This window comes from Paenibacillus sp. MCAF9, assembly GCF_052114265.1.
Lineage (GTDB): Bacteria > Bacillota > Bacilli > Paenibacillales > Paenibacillaceae > Pristimantibacillus.
The window spans coordinates 407891-424819 of record NZ_JBFREL010000004.1 but is presented as its reverse complement, the minus strand read 5'-3'; the positions used below and the strand labels follow the sequence as shown (position 1 = coordinate 424819).

14 protein-coding genes are annotated in these 16929 nt (G+C 38.1%); all 14 read right to left on the bottom strand.

The genetic code is table 11. The annotated features are described in order from the left end of the window. Window positions 1-22: 22 nt before the first annotated feature. The 14 genes from AB4Z45_RS09895 to AB4Z45_RS09830 all read right to left on the bottom strand — a co-directional run bounded on the left by AB4Z45_RS09895 (window position 23) and on the right by AB4Z45_RS09830 (window position 16920). Window positions 23-925, bottom strand: coding sequence for a beta-1,6-N-acetylglucosaminyltransferase (locus tag AB4Z45_RS09895; RefSeq protein ID WP_441909001.1), 903 nt, complete (start codon window positions 923-925; stop codon window positions 23-25). A gap of 103 nt (window positions 926-1028) precedes the next feature. After that, window positions 1029-3335: a right-handed parallel beta-helix repeat-containing protein gene (locus AB4Z45_RS09890; RefSeq protein WP_441908999.1), complete on the bottom strand. Its 2307-nt coding sequence runs from the start codon at window positions 3333-3335 to the stop codon at window positions 1029-1031. Between the two features lie 50 nt (window positions 3336-3385). Further along, window positions 3386-4966 (bottom strand): lipopolysaccharide biosynthesis protein, encoded by a 1581-nt coding sequence (locus AB4Z45_RS09885; RefSeq protein ID WP_441908998.1) that lies wholly within the window; start codon window positions 4964-4966, stop codon window positions 3386-3388. Window positions 4967-5075: 109 nt separating this feature from the next. Then, window positions 5076-6263 carry a glycoside hydrolase family 88 protein gene (locus tag AB4Z45_RS09880; protein WP_441908996.1) on the bottom strand — a complete coding sequence of 396 codons (1188 nt, stop codon included), beginning with the start codon at window positions 6261-6263 and terminating at the stop codon, window positions 5076-5078. A 20-nt stretch (window positions 6264-6283) separates the two neighbouring features. After that, on the bottom strand, window positions 6284-7465 hold the full coding sequence (locus AB4Z45_RS09875; RefSeq protein WP_441908995.1) for a glycosyltransferase: 1182 nt from the start codon (window positions 7463-7465) through the stop codon (window positions 6284-6286). Window positions 7466-7474: 9 nt separating this feature from the next. Beyond that, the gene (locus AB4Z45_RS09870; RefSeq protein WP_441908994.1) at window positions 7475-8668 is read right to left on the bottom strand and encodes a glycosyltransferase; all 1194 of its coding nucleotides are present in this window, start codon (window positions 8666-8668) and stop codon (window positions 7475-7477) included. 7 nt (window positions 8669-8675) lie between these two features. Continuing rightward, complete coding sequence (locus tag AB4Z45_RS09865; RefSeq protein WP_441908993.1) at window positions 8676-9833, bottom strand: polysaccharide pyruvyl transferase family protein; 1158 nt, start codon at window positions 9831-9833, stop codon at window positions 8676-8678. A 13-nt stretch (window positions 9834-9846) separates the two neighbouring features. Further along, a complete protein-coding gene (locus tag AB4Z45_RS09860; RefSeq protein WP_441908992.1) occupies window positions 9847-10881 on the bottom strand; it encodes a glycosyltransferase in 1035 nt (344 codons plus the stop codon). Further along, the gene (locus AB4Z45_RS09855) at window positions 10878-12095 is read right to left on the bottom strand and encodes a glycosyltransferase (protein WP_441908990.1); all 1218 of its coding nucleotides are present in this window, start codon (window positions 12093-12095) and stop codon (window positions 10878-10880) included. Before AB4Z45_RS09855 ends, AB4Z45_RS09860 begins: the two co-directional genes overlap by 4 nt. Window positions 12096-12125: 30 nt before the next feature. After that, a complete protein-coding gene (locus tag AB4Z45_RS09850; protein ID WP_441908989.1) occupies window positions 12126-13313 on the bottom strand; it encodes a nucleotidyltransferase domain-containing protein in 1188 nt (395 codons plus the stop codon). Between the two features lie 130 nt (window positions 13314-13443). After that, window positions 13444-14634: a DegT/DnrJ/EryC1/StrS family aminotransferase gene (locus AB4Z45_RS09845; protein ID WP_441908988.1), complete on the bottom strand. Its 1191-nt coding sequence runs from the start codon at window positions 14632-14634 to the stop codon at window positions 13444-13446. After that, window positions 14624-15340 (bottom strand): HAD family hydrolase, encoded by a 717-nt coding sequence (locus tag AB4Z45_RS09840; protein ID WP_441908986.1) that lies wholly within the window; start codon window positions 15338-15340, stop codon window positions 14624-14626. The genes AB4Z45_RS09845 and AB4Z45_RS09840 overlap by 11 nt, the downstream gene beginning before the upstream one ends. Next, window positions 15330-16322, bottom strand: coding sequence for an ATP-grasp domain-containing protein (locus AB4Z45_RS09835; protein ID WP_339207729.1), 993 nt, complete (start codon window positions 16320-16322; stop codon window positions 15330-15332). Before AB4Z45_RS09835 ends, AB4Z45_RS09840 begins: the two co-directional genes overlap by 11 nt. After that, a complete protein-coding gene (locus tag AB4Z45_RS09830) occupies window positions 16312-16920 on the bottom strand; it encodes a sugar transferase (RefSeq protein ID WP_441908984.1) in 609 nt (202 codons plus the stop codon). The genes AB4Z45_RS09835 and AB4Z45_RS09830 overlap by 11 nt, the downstream gene beginning before the upstream one ends. Between the last annotated feature and the right edge of the window lie 9 nt (window positions 16921-16929).

The following is a 16929-nucleotide window of genomic DNA, read 5'->3' as shown; positions in this document are numbered from 1 at the left end:
AAACACCTCTCCGATGCTAAGCTCACATGCATACCTTTTCGCTGTAATAATTTATCATTGCTGCATCTTCTCTTTCATCGAATTTTCTCGCAAAGTATTTATTCGATTTTTCAATAGAATCAATATCTTTAAAGCTTAGATTTATGGGGTGATTACTATTGTTATATTTTTCTCCCCATTTTAAATAAGTTAAATTATCATTAGTGACCTGATCCGCATATTTCGAGTTCATAACTAAGGTTTGAAAAAACCATTCATCTGGGCACAGAGCATATTTGAAATATTGATAATACCATTTGTTTTGGTCAAGAAAATCTATGATAAATCTTGCAACTTCAATTGGCATGCAGAACCACGAGGAGCCATGATACAACAAATAATTGTTAGGCATTAACTGACGGTTAGGGAAAAGAACTAAACCTTTCTTATACATTTTCAGCATTATGCTTCTGAAAACTCTAAGCGGGTGGAATGTATTGTATTGTCTTCTTGCTGAATCAAACCATTTCATATTTACATGTGCAGCAGAAATATCACGATCATGAATAAATTTCGCAGACATAAATATTTTATTGGGATTTTCCATTAAATGAACTTTAAGACCATTTTTAACGAGTAAATCCTGACCGCTCCTTAAGCATACAAAGTCATACTCTACTTTTGAGGTTAATACCTTCCTTAGCAGCATGATCGTTGCATCCACTTGGCTAATATCTCCCCATTTCACATTACAGCTTTCCTCCAACACGTTAATGCGTGGGGATCTATTAATTTTAGGTGATACCTCATCGTAATTTTTTTTATCAATATGAACATATACATCTGCCGTATCGGTTGCAGTCAATTGGCTAATAAACGTATTTACTTGGGCTGGGTTTTTATGAATTTGCAATATGTAGGCAGTTGAGGGTAAAGCTGACTTCATTATTTCACTCCCCTTAATTCTCAATAACGAACATTATATTTTAAAATAGTCCCTGCCTCAACTTGTAAGTGACAGGGATCTATTCTTTTTTTAAAGTTACAGGCTAGCTGCTGCTAAGATCAGTGTTGTCAATCCATCGGACATATGGGGCGGTTCCTGTTACGGTTACACCGCTAAATGTAGATTTAGCGATAGTTACGGATTGATTTTGCCGAATCCAATTTAAATTTACTTTCGTGTTTTCAAGATAAGATTGTGAAAATACAGCTTTGTTCGTATTGTCCGACTTGCCAATAGCTGAATTTAAAAAGGTGGTGCCTGAAACGATTGAATTGCCATCCACCGCGATACCAGAATTTTGTAGCAACGATGATCTCAGCGTAACTTGCCGAGTGAACTTTGCATCGGTCGAACCAAGCTGAACGTCACTTGCCCCCATAACCGTACTTTTAGCTCTTATAAATTCACTATTGCTAATATGAGATGCCTCAAATTTTGCAGAACCTTCGATAACCGTCATGCCGTTAATCATGTTTGGGCGTCCTACATAATCTTGAGGAACGTTTATTAATACATCGTAATTCTTTACCGTAACATTTCTAATGACAGCACCAGCTGCTAAAATATTGAAGTTTCGTGCTAAAGCATTGTCGTTGCGCCAATCTCGTTCTATTGTGATGTTGGATAAATAACATCTTCCGTAATTGAATCTGCTAATGTTAAACCCAGGCTGTCCAGCGTCTTTAATAACAACTGGTGGACCTCCCTTCGTTTCAGATACCTGAAAAGCTACAGAAGAAATATTCACTGTGTAATATAATTTATCAATGCTAATTCCTGTCGGAACCTTGCCTACCCATTGTTCAAATGATATTTGTGCTCCATTGCCCATGCCATGTGGAGTACTATACGTAAAAGTTCCTGTAGTCACATTAACTGCAGGTGTCCCAAAATAGCCATAAACACTGGAGCCACTAACCATTCCATCTTTAATGACACAATTTTGTACGACTGCCCCTCTTACATCATTAAGCTTTAAATTCCCTCTCAGAAATACTGCATCATTCACAAAATTATCACCTTGCACAATTAAATCACAATCCGTAAATGAGTTGTTTATATATGCTACTAATGGGTAATTTGAATATGAGCTTACTCCACCAACATTTTTGCCTTCAAAGTTATTTCCAACCAAGTTAATCTCAGTACCATCAACATTAACAAAATGTCCTCTTGCGTTGCTGTAGATATAATTGTCTGTAATATAAATTCTATAATTCAATTCAAATCCTGACGGATTAGTCGCAGACTTAACTGGTATGTTACTTTGGCTTACAAGGGACTCAACATCAATGCCAAACATTGGAGGCGTTCCAGTTCGGAAATTTGATGTAACCCCATCATCGTCATACCCAATATGATGAATATGATTGCGGTATACATGCACATCATTTGAACCGCATAATGAAATACCTTGTCTGCGGCAATGATGAATATTAGTGTCATGAATGAGTATTTGGTTCCCCATCTGTTCCTGCGTATATAAAGAAGGATCATCATAATATTGTTCCCAGCCGGTAAGAATCCCGTCACCTGTGCAATCAGAGATCTCAATATCACTTATTTCAATATGGTTGGAACCAAAAATTCCAATACCAAAACCACTTTCGTGGGTATAAGCTGCATTATCAACCTTTCCTCGAAGCGCACTAATCTGACTATCAGTCATAGGAGAAGGCAATGAGATGGCAAATATCATTTTGTTGTTCTTACTTACGTCTTTATCCTCATTTAACAGCCAACCTCTTCCGGTTGGATTAGCTGGAGCAAAAGCACCGTTTGTTCGAGATCCAACAAATGTAGCCTTAGATACAGTATCTTTATATTGATAAAATGAATAGTTCGTTGTATTAACGCCTGTCATGCTCCATAGTCTAAAATTTGTAAGCAGTCCTGGATTCGCGTATCGATCGAGCACTTCACTTCTAATCCAATTCGGATTATCGTTTAGTGTTCCGTCAGCGTTAACTCCACCTCTAGTGAAGTTAACATAAATCTCGTACACATGCGTTTTCTTGTCACCCGTTAATTTCCCGCCGGATAACTTGGCATGAGTAATTTTTCTCATTTCAACGATTGAATAACTCGGTGATGAATTTGTTTCCATTTCAATGGAGCAGCCTAGTTCCAACTCTAGATGAATACCGCTTAGTAGTTTAATAGCAACTAAGGAACTAGGATCCATTCTTACGCAATAAGTTCCACTGGGCAGAATAATATGTTGATAGCCCTCAGACTTTGCCCATGCAATAGCTTCATTTATCCCACTTGTTGTTGCGGCAGCATTCGATCTGTCATTGCTTATATTAAAACGATCAAGTTCAATTCGGTATGACCCATATTGCTGCATAACTTTCACCTCCGTTTTACTCTTAACATATGTAGCTTGTCAGAGAAAGGTTACTTAGTTCCGCCAACTTCCATATGACGTTTGCGTTTAATTGTCTTATGATAAATTGTGCTTACTTTCGGCAGCTTAAGCAGCAATGAACGAGCAACAACGAATAAATATTTAAATTCCGCCGTTCTATAAAAGAGTGCAACGTAAATAATATTAACTAGAATAAAGCAAAGGACGCTCTGAAAAATTAGCTCTAATAGTGTATTTGAAGGTATTAGTTTAATAACTCTAGTAGCAATTAGACATGTAACAGCACCAATAATTGTATAGTACACATAACTGCGATAATAGAGGCCAACAGGCTGATGGAAAACCTTCTTATAAACTAACCAAGGCGTATACCAAAAAGGGATCATTAATGCACTTATTACGGATCCTGCAAAAATACCTGCGATACCCCATAATTTTACAAAAATTAAAGAAACACCTAAGTTAATCACGGCTTGAAACATTGGGGAAAACCGATCCTCATGAAATATGCCTGCAGTTATTTTTACTGCACTTAGTGAATTTCGCATTCCTCTCTCATAAAATGCGATGACAAGTACAAGAAGTACAATGTTCGTCATCTTAAACTCAGTGCCTATCCAAATATCGATGAATGGCTCAACCATCAGATAAAGCATGATTGATAACAATGAATATAACCAGAAATTAAGTAGATAAGTGACTTTGAAAATACGATAAATAGCCTCAGCACTTTCTTTCGCCACTAAATTGCCTAAACTATGATAGGTATTCGTAAAAACCTGATTCAAAAATGTCCGGCATATATCAATCAACATTTTATAATTGGAATAGAGACCAACGGCAGCAATACTTACAAATGAAGAAATAAGAATGCTATCTACGCCAAAAATAAAGTAATTCCCGACATTTTGAAGAATGATAGCTTTCATATTTTTTATGAAGCTAGCTTTCGTTTCTGGATCTAGTTTTCTCTTTATCTTTTCTCTAAGGAATGGATACATTTTATCGACAATATAGGCTACTATAATAGAGGTAATTATGGACAGGATACTCTCGACTGTTAAGTAGAGTAAGTAGTTTTCTGTGAAATAGAGGATTGCAATTTTCATGCACGTAGAAATAATGGCAGAAATCGAGAAAACGATCGTTACAATATAGTTTTTCTGATTAACATTTAAAAAAGAATTCTTGTATACAAACAAATATGGTGCTGCTGTATTAATAAGAAAGAGCACATAAATAAAGCTAATATTTTCAACGCTTGTTTCCTTAATAAATAGATCAAGAAATGGCATAAGTCCCAGACCCAGCACCAGAACTACGCCTGCAATGATCTGATAGGCTTTCTTATACAATTGCATTAAAGCTAAAATTTTTGGTCGATCGTTATCAGCTACTGGCTTGTATAAATTATAGATGATGCTTGAGCCAATACCCGCTTCAGCTAATGTAAGCATGGAGAGAATACTTGTAAACAATCCATTTATCCCCAAGTATTCAATTCCTAAGCTGTTAATGAAGACGGTACGCGAAATAAAACTTAATGCCGTTATAATAATTTGATTGCCTAGCCCAGCCGAAATATTAAGGAGTGAACTTTTTATTCTCATTTGAATCTCCTATCTGACGAAGCCCATTGTAACAACAAATCTTGATACTAAATATCTTTATACACGGCTGATTTGTTTCTGGTTTGCTAATTTCCATTTTTCATCCTTTTTATGCAACCCTCGAATGTTTATAATGGTTTATAATTCGTATACAAAACCCTTGTGTAAACGGGAGAACATTAAACAGCATAGAATAAACACCAATATCCTTTGTATCACCTTGTGAGAAATCTACAGCTCCATTTCTTCGAGTAACCTTCATTAAATATTGAATGGCTCGCTCTGTACCTTCCATACATTCATCCGCTATTTCCTCAATTTGAGAGGCTTGCAGCAAGAACCACCCTAAAGTAGCAGTTGCAGAAGAATCTGCCCGTGACTCACGACGTGTGACTGTCCAGTTCCAATTCCCATCTTTTCCTTGAAAAGTTAGAATAGACTTAGCAAACTTTGTTACAAAATGCTCTAGTCTAGGCTTATACTGATGTGTTTCTGGAAGTTCATGCCAAGCATCGATCAGCCCAATTGCCAGCCAACCAAGACCTCTTCCCCAACCATAAAGTCCAAGCGGCATTGCATTATCCATATGGTAAGCATGACTTGGAATATAGTGGTCATCAAGCATGCCATTTTGTTGATATTGCTCCAGCTGCTTTACCGCTAGTTCAACACATTCCGGCTTGTCATATTTTAATCCGTAGGTAACTAGGAATGGGCAAATGAATCCAATCGTATCGACATACCGATAATTTTTCATAAAATTACGATATTGAACAGTACCATCCTCACCAATGTGAGACTGAATTAATAACCAAGTACTATCATATGCTGGCTTGAACCTCTCGATATTGATACCTTCAAGCTTCATAACTCCATAAGCAAGAATAGCAGAATCAATATTTGATGGTGCATTCTTCCAATTTCCATTTGCATCAAATTTAGCATTTAAAAATTGTTCTATTCCGTTTTTCAAACTTTTATCCTCGTTATTTTTAAGGCATTCATTTAATCCAAGCAATAAGGATGCCTCCTGCCAATGCTGGATGACACTCTTTGAATAATTCCCTTTTAGCATGTCTATTGCAATAAGCCTCGTATTATCTGTTACCTTTATTTTCGGTGTATGATTAAGCCATTTTACGCCCACTTGCGTAATGGATTGATTCCATTCCTGTTTATTCGTATACCTTCCGATATAAATTCTGCTTAACCAATCCTTGCTTATCGGCAAGATGTCTATAAATGCGATAATAATCGTCACAACGATGAATACAATAGCGATAATTTCTAACATCATATACTCTCCTTCGTTCTAACCTAAGTTAACGCATAAAATTTCTCTATCTCCGATTCCGTTCCCAAACTTTCCTTCGATAAACATTCTATTAATGAGTCTCTTAAAGCCTCACTCTCCATTACTTCAATAATACCTTCGGATATTGCAGTTGAATTCATTTCTACAATTAACCCATTCTCATAATGTGTAATTTGGTCTTTTGCTGTACTGAAGTTGGTTACTACAATTGGTTTATTCAAAATTTTCGCTTCATCTATTGCAATCGATTTCCCTTCAAAACGAGAAGGCTGAACATAAATGTCTGCTTCTCTGATATAAGGATATGGATTATCTTTAATACCAATCAAATAAAAATGATCACATAGCTGATACTCATTAATCATCAGTTCAAGCTTGCTTCGCTCCTCTCCTTCACCAATGACATACCACCTAATGTCATAACCTATCTCCACTAGTTTTTTGCAGGCTTCTACAGCCATTTCAAAGCCTTTCTGTTGATTCAGCCTACCTATTGATAAAATAGTTGTGCTTTTATTGTTATATACATTGCTGCTCTCAAGAGACATCTCGTGGATAAGCGTAGGTGACACAATATTTTGAACGACTTCAACTTTCCTCTTAAATTGAGGAAATCTTTGCTCCAATACTTCACCACAAATGTCTGAAACCGTTACAAGATGATCCAAATACTCAAAATATTTATTATCAATATTTGAATCCATTTGAAGTTTATTATAATCATTATGAATATAACCAATCTTTTTCTTGGCCTTTACCTTTTCTATACCAAAATAAACAGGGTTTTTCTCCAGATAACCAATTGCTGCATCATAAGTTCCTGATAATGCAGGCATTGTATAAGATAAATATTTCCATACGCGTTGTTCCCGTCTTGCTGCGTTTTTCTCTGTATAAAAGATGTAACCCGCAAGCAGTCTAAACAGTGCAACTGAGAATTTGCCATGCTTTAAACAATCCATAATAGCTGTCTTGATAGACATATCGAAGTACCTATAGTGATGAGGCTCTTCTAACATATTTACTTGCTTTGGGAGCTTGCTCATAAAGATTCCTTCATGCTTGAATAAAAATAGATCCACATCATATTTGGAATAATCTATCGTTTGCAGCAATGAAAGAAGTGACTTCTCAGCTCCGCCGCAATTTAAATTATTCATAATAAATAAAAGTTTTTTCTTCATGCCAACCACCTATCCAAGTAAGCTGTACAGCTTATTTATCTCCTCTTCCGTGCCTAATTGCAGCTGTGACAAATGCTCGCTCATCTGTTTGCTTAAACTCTGGTTTTGAATAAGTCTGGCTATTCCATGCGCGATTGCTTCTGCATTCATGTCTACAATTAGTCCCTCAACACCATCCTCAAGTTGATCCCTTGCTGTACTAAAATTGGTAATCAAAATAGGTTTGTTTAATATTTTCGCCTCGTCGATTGCAATAGCCTTTCCTTCAAAACGCGATGTCTGAGCATAAATATCTGCTTGTTTTATATAGGGGTATGGATTTGATTTCAAACCTAAGAGCTTCACATGCTGCTCCAAACCGGCTGCATCAATAAGCTCTAAAAGATTTTGTCTCTCTTCCCCTTCACCAATAATGTTCCATTGGAATGGAATTCCCCAAACCTTCATTATGCCGCAAGCTTCGATAGCAAGCTCAAATCCTTTCTGTGTATTAAGCCTACCAATTGAAAGAATGACAGTTTCTTTTTCCTTTCTCCCAAATACATCATGAGATCCTTTTTCCGAAAGCTGTTTTATTACTTTTGGTGACACGATATTGTGAATAACCTCAACTTTATTATTTTGATTTGGAAATCTACGTTTTAAAATATGTCCGCACTCCTCAGAAACCGTAACGATATGATCCAGCTTCTGAAAATAATCCAAATCAAAATCAGGATCCATTCCTAATTTATCGTAATCATTATGTACCCAGCCTATTTTCTTAGAAGCTTCTACCTTCTCAGTGCAGAAATAAATAGATGTTTTCTCCAAGAAAGCAATGGCAACATCATACTTCTTATCCATTTTTCCAATGGAGCTCGCCATGTATTTCCAGCTTTTTTGTTCTCCAATACTTACATTATTAGATGCTCTATTCTTATAACTGAACATGATTCTGTTAAAAGCAAGCATCGCATTCTTATCCAATAAAAATTTCGATACAGCACTTCGTATGGGCATGACAAAATGGCTATAGTTCTCCGGCAAAGGCAGTACATGAACGTCTTCAGGAATTAACTCCATAAAAAGACCCTCATGGTTGAACATAAATAAATCGACCTCATATCGTTTAAAGTCTAAGATAGCTAGCAAATTAATCAGGCTTCTTTCTGCTCCTCCTGCGGTTAAGCTAGGAATGACAAACAATAATTTTTTCCTCATCTTCACCTCATGCTAGCTCGCTTAAATAATTAACCGCTTTATAAGACATTTTCTTAATTTCAGGGATGGCTTGCTTAAGCCTATTTTTCAGTTCTGCCTCTTCTCCAACCATTTCATCGAATTTCCCGATCAAACGCCGGCTATCTGATATTTCATCAATGCCTAAAACAAGCTTTTCTTCTCCAAAAATATCTCTAGCGATACCTTTTGATTTAACACTATATCCTAACACCATCGTTGGTACGTAATTGGAATATGCTGCAATCGTTGCATGTGTCCTTGCACCAATAAAAAATCTCATTCTAGCAATATATCCTTTGTATTGAATGGCTGTTAGGTTGTCAGGCAAGAGCACTACTCTGCCAGTATCCTTGTAAGTTTCGTAATAGCTGCTCAGCACCTCATAATCATTATTACCTTGTATAATGACATGTGGGGTTAAAGCGATCGTCATGTCTGTAGTTTTCAAAATATGCTGAATCAGCTCATCAACTGCAGCTTGAGACTTCTTATTTCTCTTCCACACTAATGGACTAAAGTTTAGTCCCAGCGTATTTCCCTCCTGCCAGCCTTTAGGGAGCGCAAGCTCTTCCTTCTCCATTGTGAAAGCTGGGTCAGCACATAACTTAACATTCTTCAGTCCCTTGCTGACCAGCATGTTGTAGGTTAGCGACTCCCGTGAAAGAATTAAGTCAAACAGCTGCAAATCCTCCAATTTTCTGGGAGTCATATCTTCTTCTCCGATCGAGCATCCCCAAAGAACCAATTTCTTACCTTGAGCTTTAACGCGCTTGTCAATTTCATACCATCCAGGCTGCTCGCCATAGCAGTAATTATCCCCGCCAATAGATAGACAAACATCCATATCCTTTATTTTTTCAATAATGTTATGATGAATCACTCCAAGTGCATAGGACTCATCTTGAAATAGCTTCATTTTTAGCGATGACAATAACCAATCATATGAGTATCTTTTTATGGAACGTGTGGAACCATCATAAATTCCGTCCAGTTTGGAAATCACCTTATCGGTTTCCGGCTGCGATGAGGCTAAATATACTTTAGCACCTCCTATTTTCTCCTTTAAAATGGCTGTTGATGAACGAACAATCGCTTCACACCCTCGATTGAGACTACTCTCATGGGCAAACATCATAATCTTCATAATAAATCCCCCGCTACTTCTTATTTCTGAATCTGCTGTAGGACGTAAGACAATACAAGCCTAATATCGATTGCTTATTCATTAAATGAAGAATTAGTTTCTGATAGCGTCCGAGTACAAGCTTCATTTCCTTCTTATAGATAGGCAATGCATTTCTTACATCATCATTTGCTATCATTTTACGAACATAGCTAAACTGTTTATTCATGCTTAAATCTTCTGTTGGCCTTAAGTAAATATGGATATATGCCATAACACTATGTATTAATTTAATCGATTTCAGTTGTTTAATCGTATCTAGGTCCAATATCTGCGCATAATATACTGGCGGGTCAGAGCCAAAAACCTCCAATGCTCTCTGAAAATAATCCTTCTGAATCACATTTCTAGTTGCACTCCCGCTGACTTCACGGTAATGATATCCGATATAATCAAGATATTTCATACTGATTGCAAAACTGAAAAATATCATATTAAACATGCCGTCTTCACCGAGAGCTACTCGTTCAGGAAAACGTATAGCATGCTCTTTAATTAATGCATTTCGGTAGAGCTTATTGCATGCTGTATTCAACGTTTCTGTTTTCAGAAAAGCAGGTAAAACCTCTTTCCGAATAAATTCCGCTGTTAGCAAAACATCTTTGGGAAAAGAGTAATTCGTTATGACATGATTGCCCTCAATCTCGCTCTCAAAGTTCGAAAGCACTACATCACAGTTCTCTTTAATTGCCGCCGTATAGAGCCGCTCATACATATCTGGTTCAACGTAATCGTCCGCATCAACAAACCCAATATATTGTCCAGTTGCAATCATTAGACCAACATTTCTTGCAACACTTACACCTTGATTTTGTTGTTGAATGAGGATAATACGTGATTCTAAGTTTTGATAGCTCTCTATAGTAGCTGCGCTGTTATCCGTAGACCCATCATCTATAAATATGAACTCCATTTCACTAATTGTCTGAGACAGCAGGGAATCAATACATTCCCTTAAATAAGGTTCTGCATTGAATACAGGTACAATTATGCTTACCTTTACGTTCACCTACTGCTCCTCCCTCCAGTTGTAATGAGCTCATAGAGCTTATCCATCTCATTTCCGTTACTATAGTTAGAATGTCTACAATTAGTAGAAAGACTCTCTCTGAGGGCTATATCACGAAATAGCGTTTCAATTCCAGCAGCAATTCCATTAATCGACATATCAGTTATGTAACCATCTATACCGTGGTCAACTTGACTTGGAGCAGTAGGGTAATTTGTTATGACAATTGGTTTTCCAAGAATTTTGGCTTCCGTTACTGTCACCGCTTTTCCTTCATATCTAGACGGCTGCACATACAAATCGCATTTGCTCACATAAGGATAGGGATTGGTTTGTTTACCGAGTAAAATAAAACGACCCTCTAGCTTGTTTTCTTCGATAAGCTCTCGCAGCATCGCTTCATCATCGCCATATCCTACTACATACCAGACCATATCGTTATAACCCTTATCTACAAGCTGCTTAAATGCTTTTATTGCTTGATCGAAGCCTTTTTGATGGCATAATCTTCCCACTGATAACAGCTTAAACCTGAAGTCATTATCCATAGGATTATCCATTACTGTTTCCTTTGCCAATGTTCTTACAAGTTCAGGAGAGATCATATTTTCAATAACTACAACTTTATCCTTTAGTGAAACATAACTCTCCAGAAAGGAATCTCTACATGCATCTGAAACTGCGATTATATAATCAAATTTTTCCCACATCTTTAAGTCCTGCTGACGATTAGTTACTACAGTCGAGTAATCCGTATGGATCCAAGCAATTTTTTTTCCTGCTCTTACCTTATCCGCTACAAAATAATGTGGCCATAAGTAGCTGATTGCAACATCGTAATCTTTCTCGCATTCAGGAAGAAAAGGAAGTGCATATTTCCACATTAACTGCAGTTGATAATATCCCATTTCTTCTATGCCTTTAACTTTTCCTAATACAGCCGAATGAGCCTTTGCGAGTACGCGAGAGGCGCCTATCCTTAGCTGTTTTTCATTTAATGTTTCACTGATTGATTTGCGAAACGATGCATATTGAGGAATTTCACCAAGTAAATTAGCTTTGCCTGACAATAAACCCATAAAGTCTCCTTTATGGCGATATAACATAAGATCAATTTCATATTTGTTATAGTCAAACTCATCCAGCATGCCGGCAAGACTTCTTTCTACACCGCCGACCTCCATATCATAAGAAGCAATTAATACATTTCTCATTTCGTTCTCCTATTCAATAGCAGGATTACCCTACGCCTTTCCTTGCTTTCTTATCTTTCTCCAACTCCATAAAAATGGACGTAGTGGAAAATACAGAAAGTGGAGAGATTTTGGCAGCGGTAACGTAATGGCGTCCTTTGGGTATGGGTATAGAAAACTCGCCATAAATAATAGTTTTTGTCTTGTCGTCAAAAGCCCAAACAAATATTTTTTATGATAGCGATCTACTTCCTCCGGTATGGGCGGAGTATGCAAGTTTATGATTCGATGAACATAATACATTGCGTCCTCTGCTGACCATTCGGCTTTTCTATCCGTTATTAGTGGCTTCATTTCTTCACGTAAGGGAGTTGCCATTAATCTAGCTACTAATAGAAGTGCTTGCCCCCCGATATGAGCAAATTGATGCTTCCTCAGCAATCGAATTAATTTCGGCCAATCTACTTTTTGATTTACCAGTTGTTTAATATCTAGCAGCCAACGAAGTCTGGACCAACCATGGCGAGCGCCGTGAGATACGAGAAACATAAATAAATCTTCTCTACCGAGATAATAGATTGGTCTTGAAATGAGTGAGCTCTGTCTTCTACGCTCCCATAAATCATCAAATTTCGGTTCCTTTGCAGGTGCAGGATTAAGTCGCCAATGAACCTCAACCTTAATCGCTTTGTCTGGATGGACAAAGGCCGTATGATGATGACGCCATTTCCAGTCATTTAAGACCGATTCGATATAATCATCTTTTACATACCCGAGCGATACGAGCAAAGCTTCAGCACGTTCTAAATCCTTGATTGGAATTAGGAAATCCAGATCACATGATGTACGAAGTGATACGTCTCCATATAAGTCAGCAGCAATGACTGGCCCTTTAAGAAAGAGCGAACGAATGCCGTTCTCAGAGAACACCTTAGCCAGCTGTTCCATCTCTCCGCTGAGTGCCAGCATCTGCAGAGTGTTGCGATAATAGTCGCGATGAAACATTTGAGTTACAAAAGTAGGGATATCGGTTGACTTCATTTTTTGCAGCTTGAGATTGAGAGTGGGAAAAACACGATGATGTCTTGCTAACTCTATAAATTTGTCCCAATCCGTCTTATGGAGCAGCTCCTGTATATCAAAAGTTATTTTAGCTCCATGATCCATAACAAGGATCGAAAGAAGCAGTCTCAATTCGTCAGACAGTTCTTCCTTTTGGAGTGAGACGTCGTTATTCATGAATTTCTCCTTCATATTGATGAACTCACAGCGAACAAAAATCTTATTTTTGTTCTATAAAACGAACACAAGTACAGATTATCACCTCTTCAGTCGGTTGTCAATCTATTTACCGCCTGACACTGTGAAATTATGAAACATTAACATTGCTATGTTGATAGGTAATAGACGCTTCAGCATATACAGATTGAATACAATTGATCACTCGCGATTGTTCGTCCTCCGACATACTTGAACCTGAAGGTAAACAAATACCTGTTTCAAATAGCTGCTCCGACACGTTGATGCCTTCTTCATGCGAGTAATAAGTGTTTTCTTTGAATAAAGGCTGCAAGTGCAACGGCTTCCATACATGACGCGCTTCAATCTTCGCTTTACCAAATGCCTCTAGTAAATAATGCACGGAAATACCTGATTCTTGCAAATCCAAGGTTATCGTAGTTAGCCATCTATTTGATCTGGTGTTCTCTAACTCAGGCATAAACTGAAGCCCTGGCAAATGGCCCAATTCTCTTTTATAACGGTCAAAAATGTTTCTCCTCGCTATTACTCTTTCATCCAAAACTTCTAATTGCGCTCTTCCTACACCAGCAAGCAGGTTGCTTAATCGGTAATTATAACCCATATCACTATGCTGATAATGAGGAGCTGCGTCTCTCGCTTGCGTTGCCAAAAACCGTGCTCTTCGCAACACTTCTTCATCATCCGATACCAGCATTCCGCCACCCGATGTAGTTATTATTTTGTTACCGTTAAAAGAATAAATGCCAAATTTTCCGAAAGAGCCGCTCTTTTTCCCCTTATAACTTGATCCAAGAGACTCCGCGGAATCTTCAATGATAGGAACCTCATATTGATTGCATAAAGCGATAATTTCATCCATTTTGGCACTTTGCCCATACAGATGAACAACGACAACTGCTTTTGGCAAATTCCCTTCCTGATTAGCCTTCTCTAAAGCTCGCTCTAGCGCTTGTGGTGACATATTCCATGTGTCAAACTCCGAATCGATAAATACAGGTTCGGCTCCAACGTACAAAATCGGATTAGCACTCGCTACAAAAGTTAAGCTTGAGCAAAATACGAAATCGCCTTTCTTGACATGCAGCAAACGAAGCGCCAAATGAATCGCTGCCGTTCCAGAGCTTACTGCAACTGCATCTTTAACGCCAGCATATGCAGCCATTTCTTTCTCGAAGGCATCAACATGGGGACCGAGCGGTGCTATCCAATTCGTAGCGAATGCTTCGTGGATATATTGTTGTTCAGTTCCACTCATATGTGGCGGGGAAAGATAAATAAACTTTGGCTCAGCTAACATGAACAGATTCACCATCCTTAATAAACATATGTTTGCAAGCGTAAAGATCAGGAAGCTTTCTTAAACTATCAATACGGTAATGTGCCTCATACTCCGGCGTAACATTAGCGTTTGCGTATTCGCCATTTCCCCTTTGAATATGGACCGTGGTCCATCCCAGCTGCTTCGCGGTTACGAAATCCTTTTTCACATTATCTCCAACATACATGCATTGATTGTGATCGATCTGCAGTTTCCTGCTGACCTCTTCGTAAACTAACGGGCTTGGCTTCCAATTTTCTCTGCCGTATTCATCTGACAAAACAATGACTTCAAATCTGTCTGCCAGCTTTAAAGCGTGAACCTTTTGCTGTTGAGCATTGAGATATCCGTCAGAAATAAGAGCTAATTTGACCTCTGATGATAGATGCTCCAGCACCCACTTCGCGTCTTCTGCCAAATGAATTTCTGGTATATGAGATCGATAACAATTGATTAATATTTTTATAGTAGAATCCCCATACTCTACTCCAAGCTGATCAAGAACCTTATTAAAAATGAACTCTCTTATTCCGGAATGAAATAATTTAACCGCTGATTCAAAAAAACCAGTTACACCGAATTGTTCAATAATATACTGATCTACAGCTTTAAAACCACTGATGACATACTGCTTCTCTTCATATAATGTATCATCCATATCAAACACTATAGCCTTAATGGTCATAGGAGATATCCTTTGTAAAAATAGCCTCATCGTATCGAAGCATCGTCAGTTGATCGCACCAGCTATTATCCTGTCCCTCATCAAGCGTTTCCCCGCGACCCAGCCTAATGGTCCATAAAGGGAAATCCGCGCCTGCTTCAATAGCTAGTGGAACGCCTCCACCAAAACGAGGATTGATTTCTATAAAAGTAATCTCACCGTTTGCTTGTTTAAAGCATTGCAATGTTATACATCCTACGGGACCTGGCAATGCACGTACGACATGCTCGGCTGCATTTATGACATCCTGATTTTTCATCGTAATCCCTTTGCTTACTTCTCCTGCTCTTGTTTCGAGCCGAAGTCTAGGCACAATTGTTTTTATATTCCCAAAGAAATCCACCATGACGTCGATGGTATATTCCTCGCCGGTTACAAACTCTTGAATCATCGCATTAGGTATGTACTCTTTAAAAAAATGGAGCTCCTTCTCATTTTTAATTTTTGTGACGCCTTGGCTGGAGCTGCCGTTTCTTGGTTTAATCATTAACGGAAACTGATAGTTTTTTTCGTGAATCTCATCTTCGCTGTATACTTTAGGCGTCCGAATATCGTTTTCAGAGAAAAACCGATAGGTCTTCTCTTTATCAAACGTAATTTCATTTAATTCACTGCTGGATAAAAGCAATTTCACACCTATTTCTTCAAATAAAGAACGATTAGCAGCTAGCAGAACGAGCTCTGAATCAATTAATGGAATGAGAAGATGAATATTCTCATCCACGCAGATCGCAAGGAGTGTCTCCAAATAATGCTGTTCAACTACTCTAGGAACTAATACATGCCGATCACTCATAAAGGCTGTTGGCGCAGTAGTCTTAACATCAGCCGTTACAATTTTCCCATTAATACCGTGAAGCGCATAAGCCTCTTTAAATTTCTTGATGAGTGATACTCTTCTACCCGAACTTGTAAATAAAAGATTCAATTCATTAGCCTTCATGATTCGAGACACTCCCTTTAAACATTGGCATCGTTGCATGATTTGCATTACTTATCCCTTCCGGACGGACAACCTTTAAGAAGGTTTGAAACAGAATTTTCAAATCAAGCAAAATGCTCCAATTCTCAACATACCAAACATCCAGCGCAAACTTCTCTTCCCATGAAATTGCGTTTCTTCCATTAATTTGAGCCCAGCCGGTTATACCTGGCCTTACTTGATGCCGCCTTGCTTGTTCCTCTGTGTATAACGGTAAATACTCCATAAGAAGCGGTCTTGGACCAACAAGACTTAAATCGCCCCTTACTACGTTAATAAGTTGAAGCAATTCATCAAGACTAAACTTCCGTAAGAAGCTCCCGAAAGGAGTCAGCCTAATGTGATCCGGCAGCAACTGACCGAGGCTGTCCTTCTCATCTGTCATCGTTCTAAATTTGTAAACAACAAAAGGGGCACCGTGGAGTCCTGGACGCTGCTGCTTATACACAATTGGTGTTCCTAGCTTAACGCGCACCAATATTGCAGTAATTCCAATGATCGGCAGCATAATGAGTAAGATTATACTCGAAACAAAAATATCAAATAATCGCTTTGTCATAGATAGGTG

Excerpts from the sequence above, each read along its gene's own strand:
- AB4Z45_RS09885 (WP_441908998.1), bottom strand. The coding sequence starts at position 4,966 with ATGAGAATAAAAAGTTCACTCCTTAATATTTCGGCTGGGCTAGGCAAT.
- AB4Z45_RS09870 (WP_441908994.1), bottom strand. The coding sequence starts at position 8,668 with ATGAGGAAAAAATTATTGTTTGTCATTCCTAGCTTAACCGCAGGAGGA.
- AB4Z45_RS09855 (WP_441908990.1), bottom strand. The coding sequence starts at position 12,095 with ATGAGAAATGTATTAATTGCTTCTTATGATATGGAGGTCGGCGGTGTA.
- AB4Z45_RS09895 (WP_441909001.1), bottom strand. The coding sequence starts at position 925 with ATGAAGTCAGCTTTACCCTCAACTGCCTACATATTGCAAATTCATAAA.
- AB4Z45_RS09830 (WP_441908984.1), bottom strand. The coding sequence starts at position 16,920 with ATGACAAAGCGATTATTTGATATTTTTGTTTCGAGTATAATCTTACTC.
- AB4Z45_RS09845 (WP_441908988.1), bottom strand. The coding sequence starts at position 14,634 with ATGTTAGCTGAGCCAAAGTTTATTTATCTTTCCCCGCCACATATGAGT.
- AB4Z45_RS09850 (WP_441908989.1), bottom strand. The coding sequence starts at position 13,313 with ATGAATAACGACGTCTCACTCCAAAAGGAAGAACTGTCTGACGAATTG.
- AB4Z45_RS09880 (WP_441908996.1), bottom strand. The coding sequence starts at position 6,263 with ATGATGTTAGAAATTATCGCTATTGTATTCATCGTTGTGACGATTATT.
- AB4Z45_RS09875 (WP_441908995.1), bottom strand. The coding sequence starts at position 7,465 with ATGAAGAAAAAACTTTTATTTATTATGAATAATTTAAATTGCGGCGGA.
- AB4Z45_RS09865 (WP_441908993.1), bottom strand. The coding sequence starts at position 9,833 with ATGAAGATTATGATGTTTGCCCATGAGAGTAGTCTCAATCGAGGGTGT.
- AB4Z45_RS09835 (WP_339207729.1), bottom strand. The coding sequence starts at position 16,322 with ATGAAGGCTAATGAATTGAATCTTTTATTTACAAGTTCGGGTAGAAGA.
- AB4Z45_RS09840 (WP_441908986.1), bottom strand. The coding sequence starts at position 15,340 with ATGACCATTAAGGCTATAGTGTTTGATATGGATGATACATTATATGAA.
- AB4Z45_RS09890 (WP_441908999.1), bottom strand. The coding sequence starts at position 3,335 with ATGCAGCAATATGGGTCATACCGAATTGAACTTGATCGTTTTAATATA.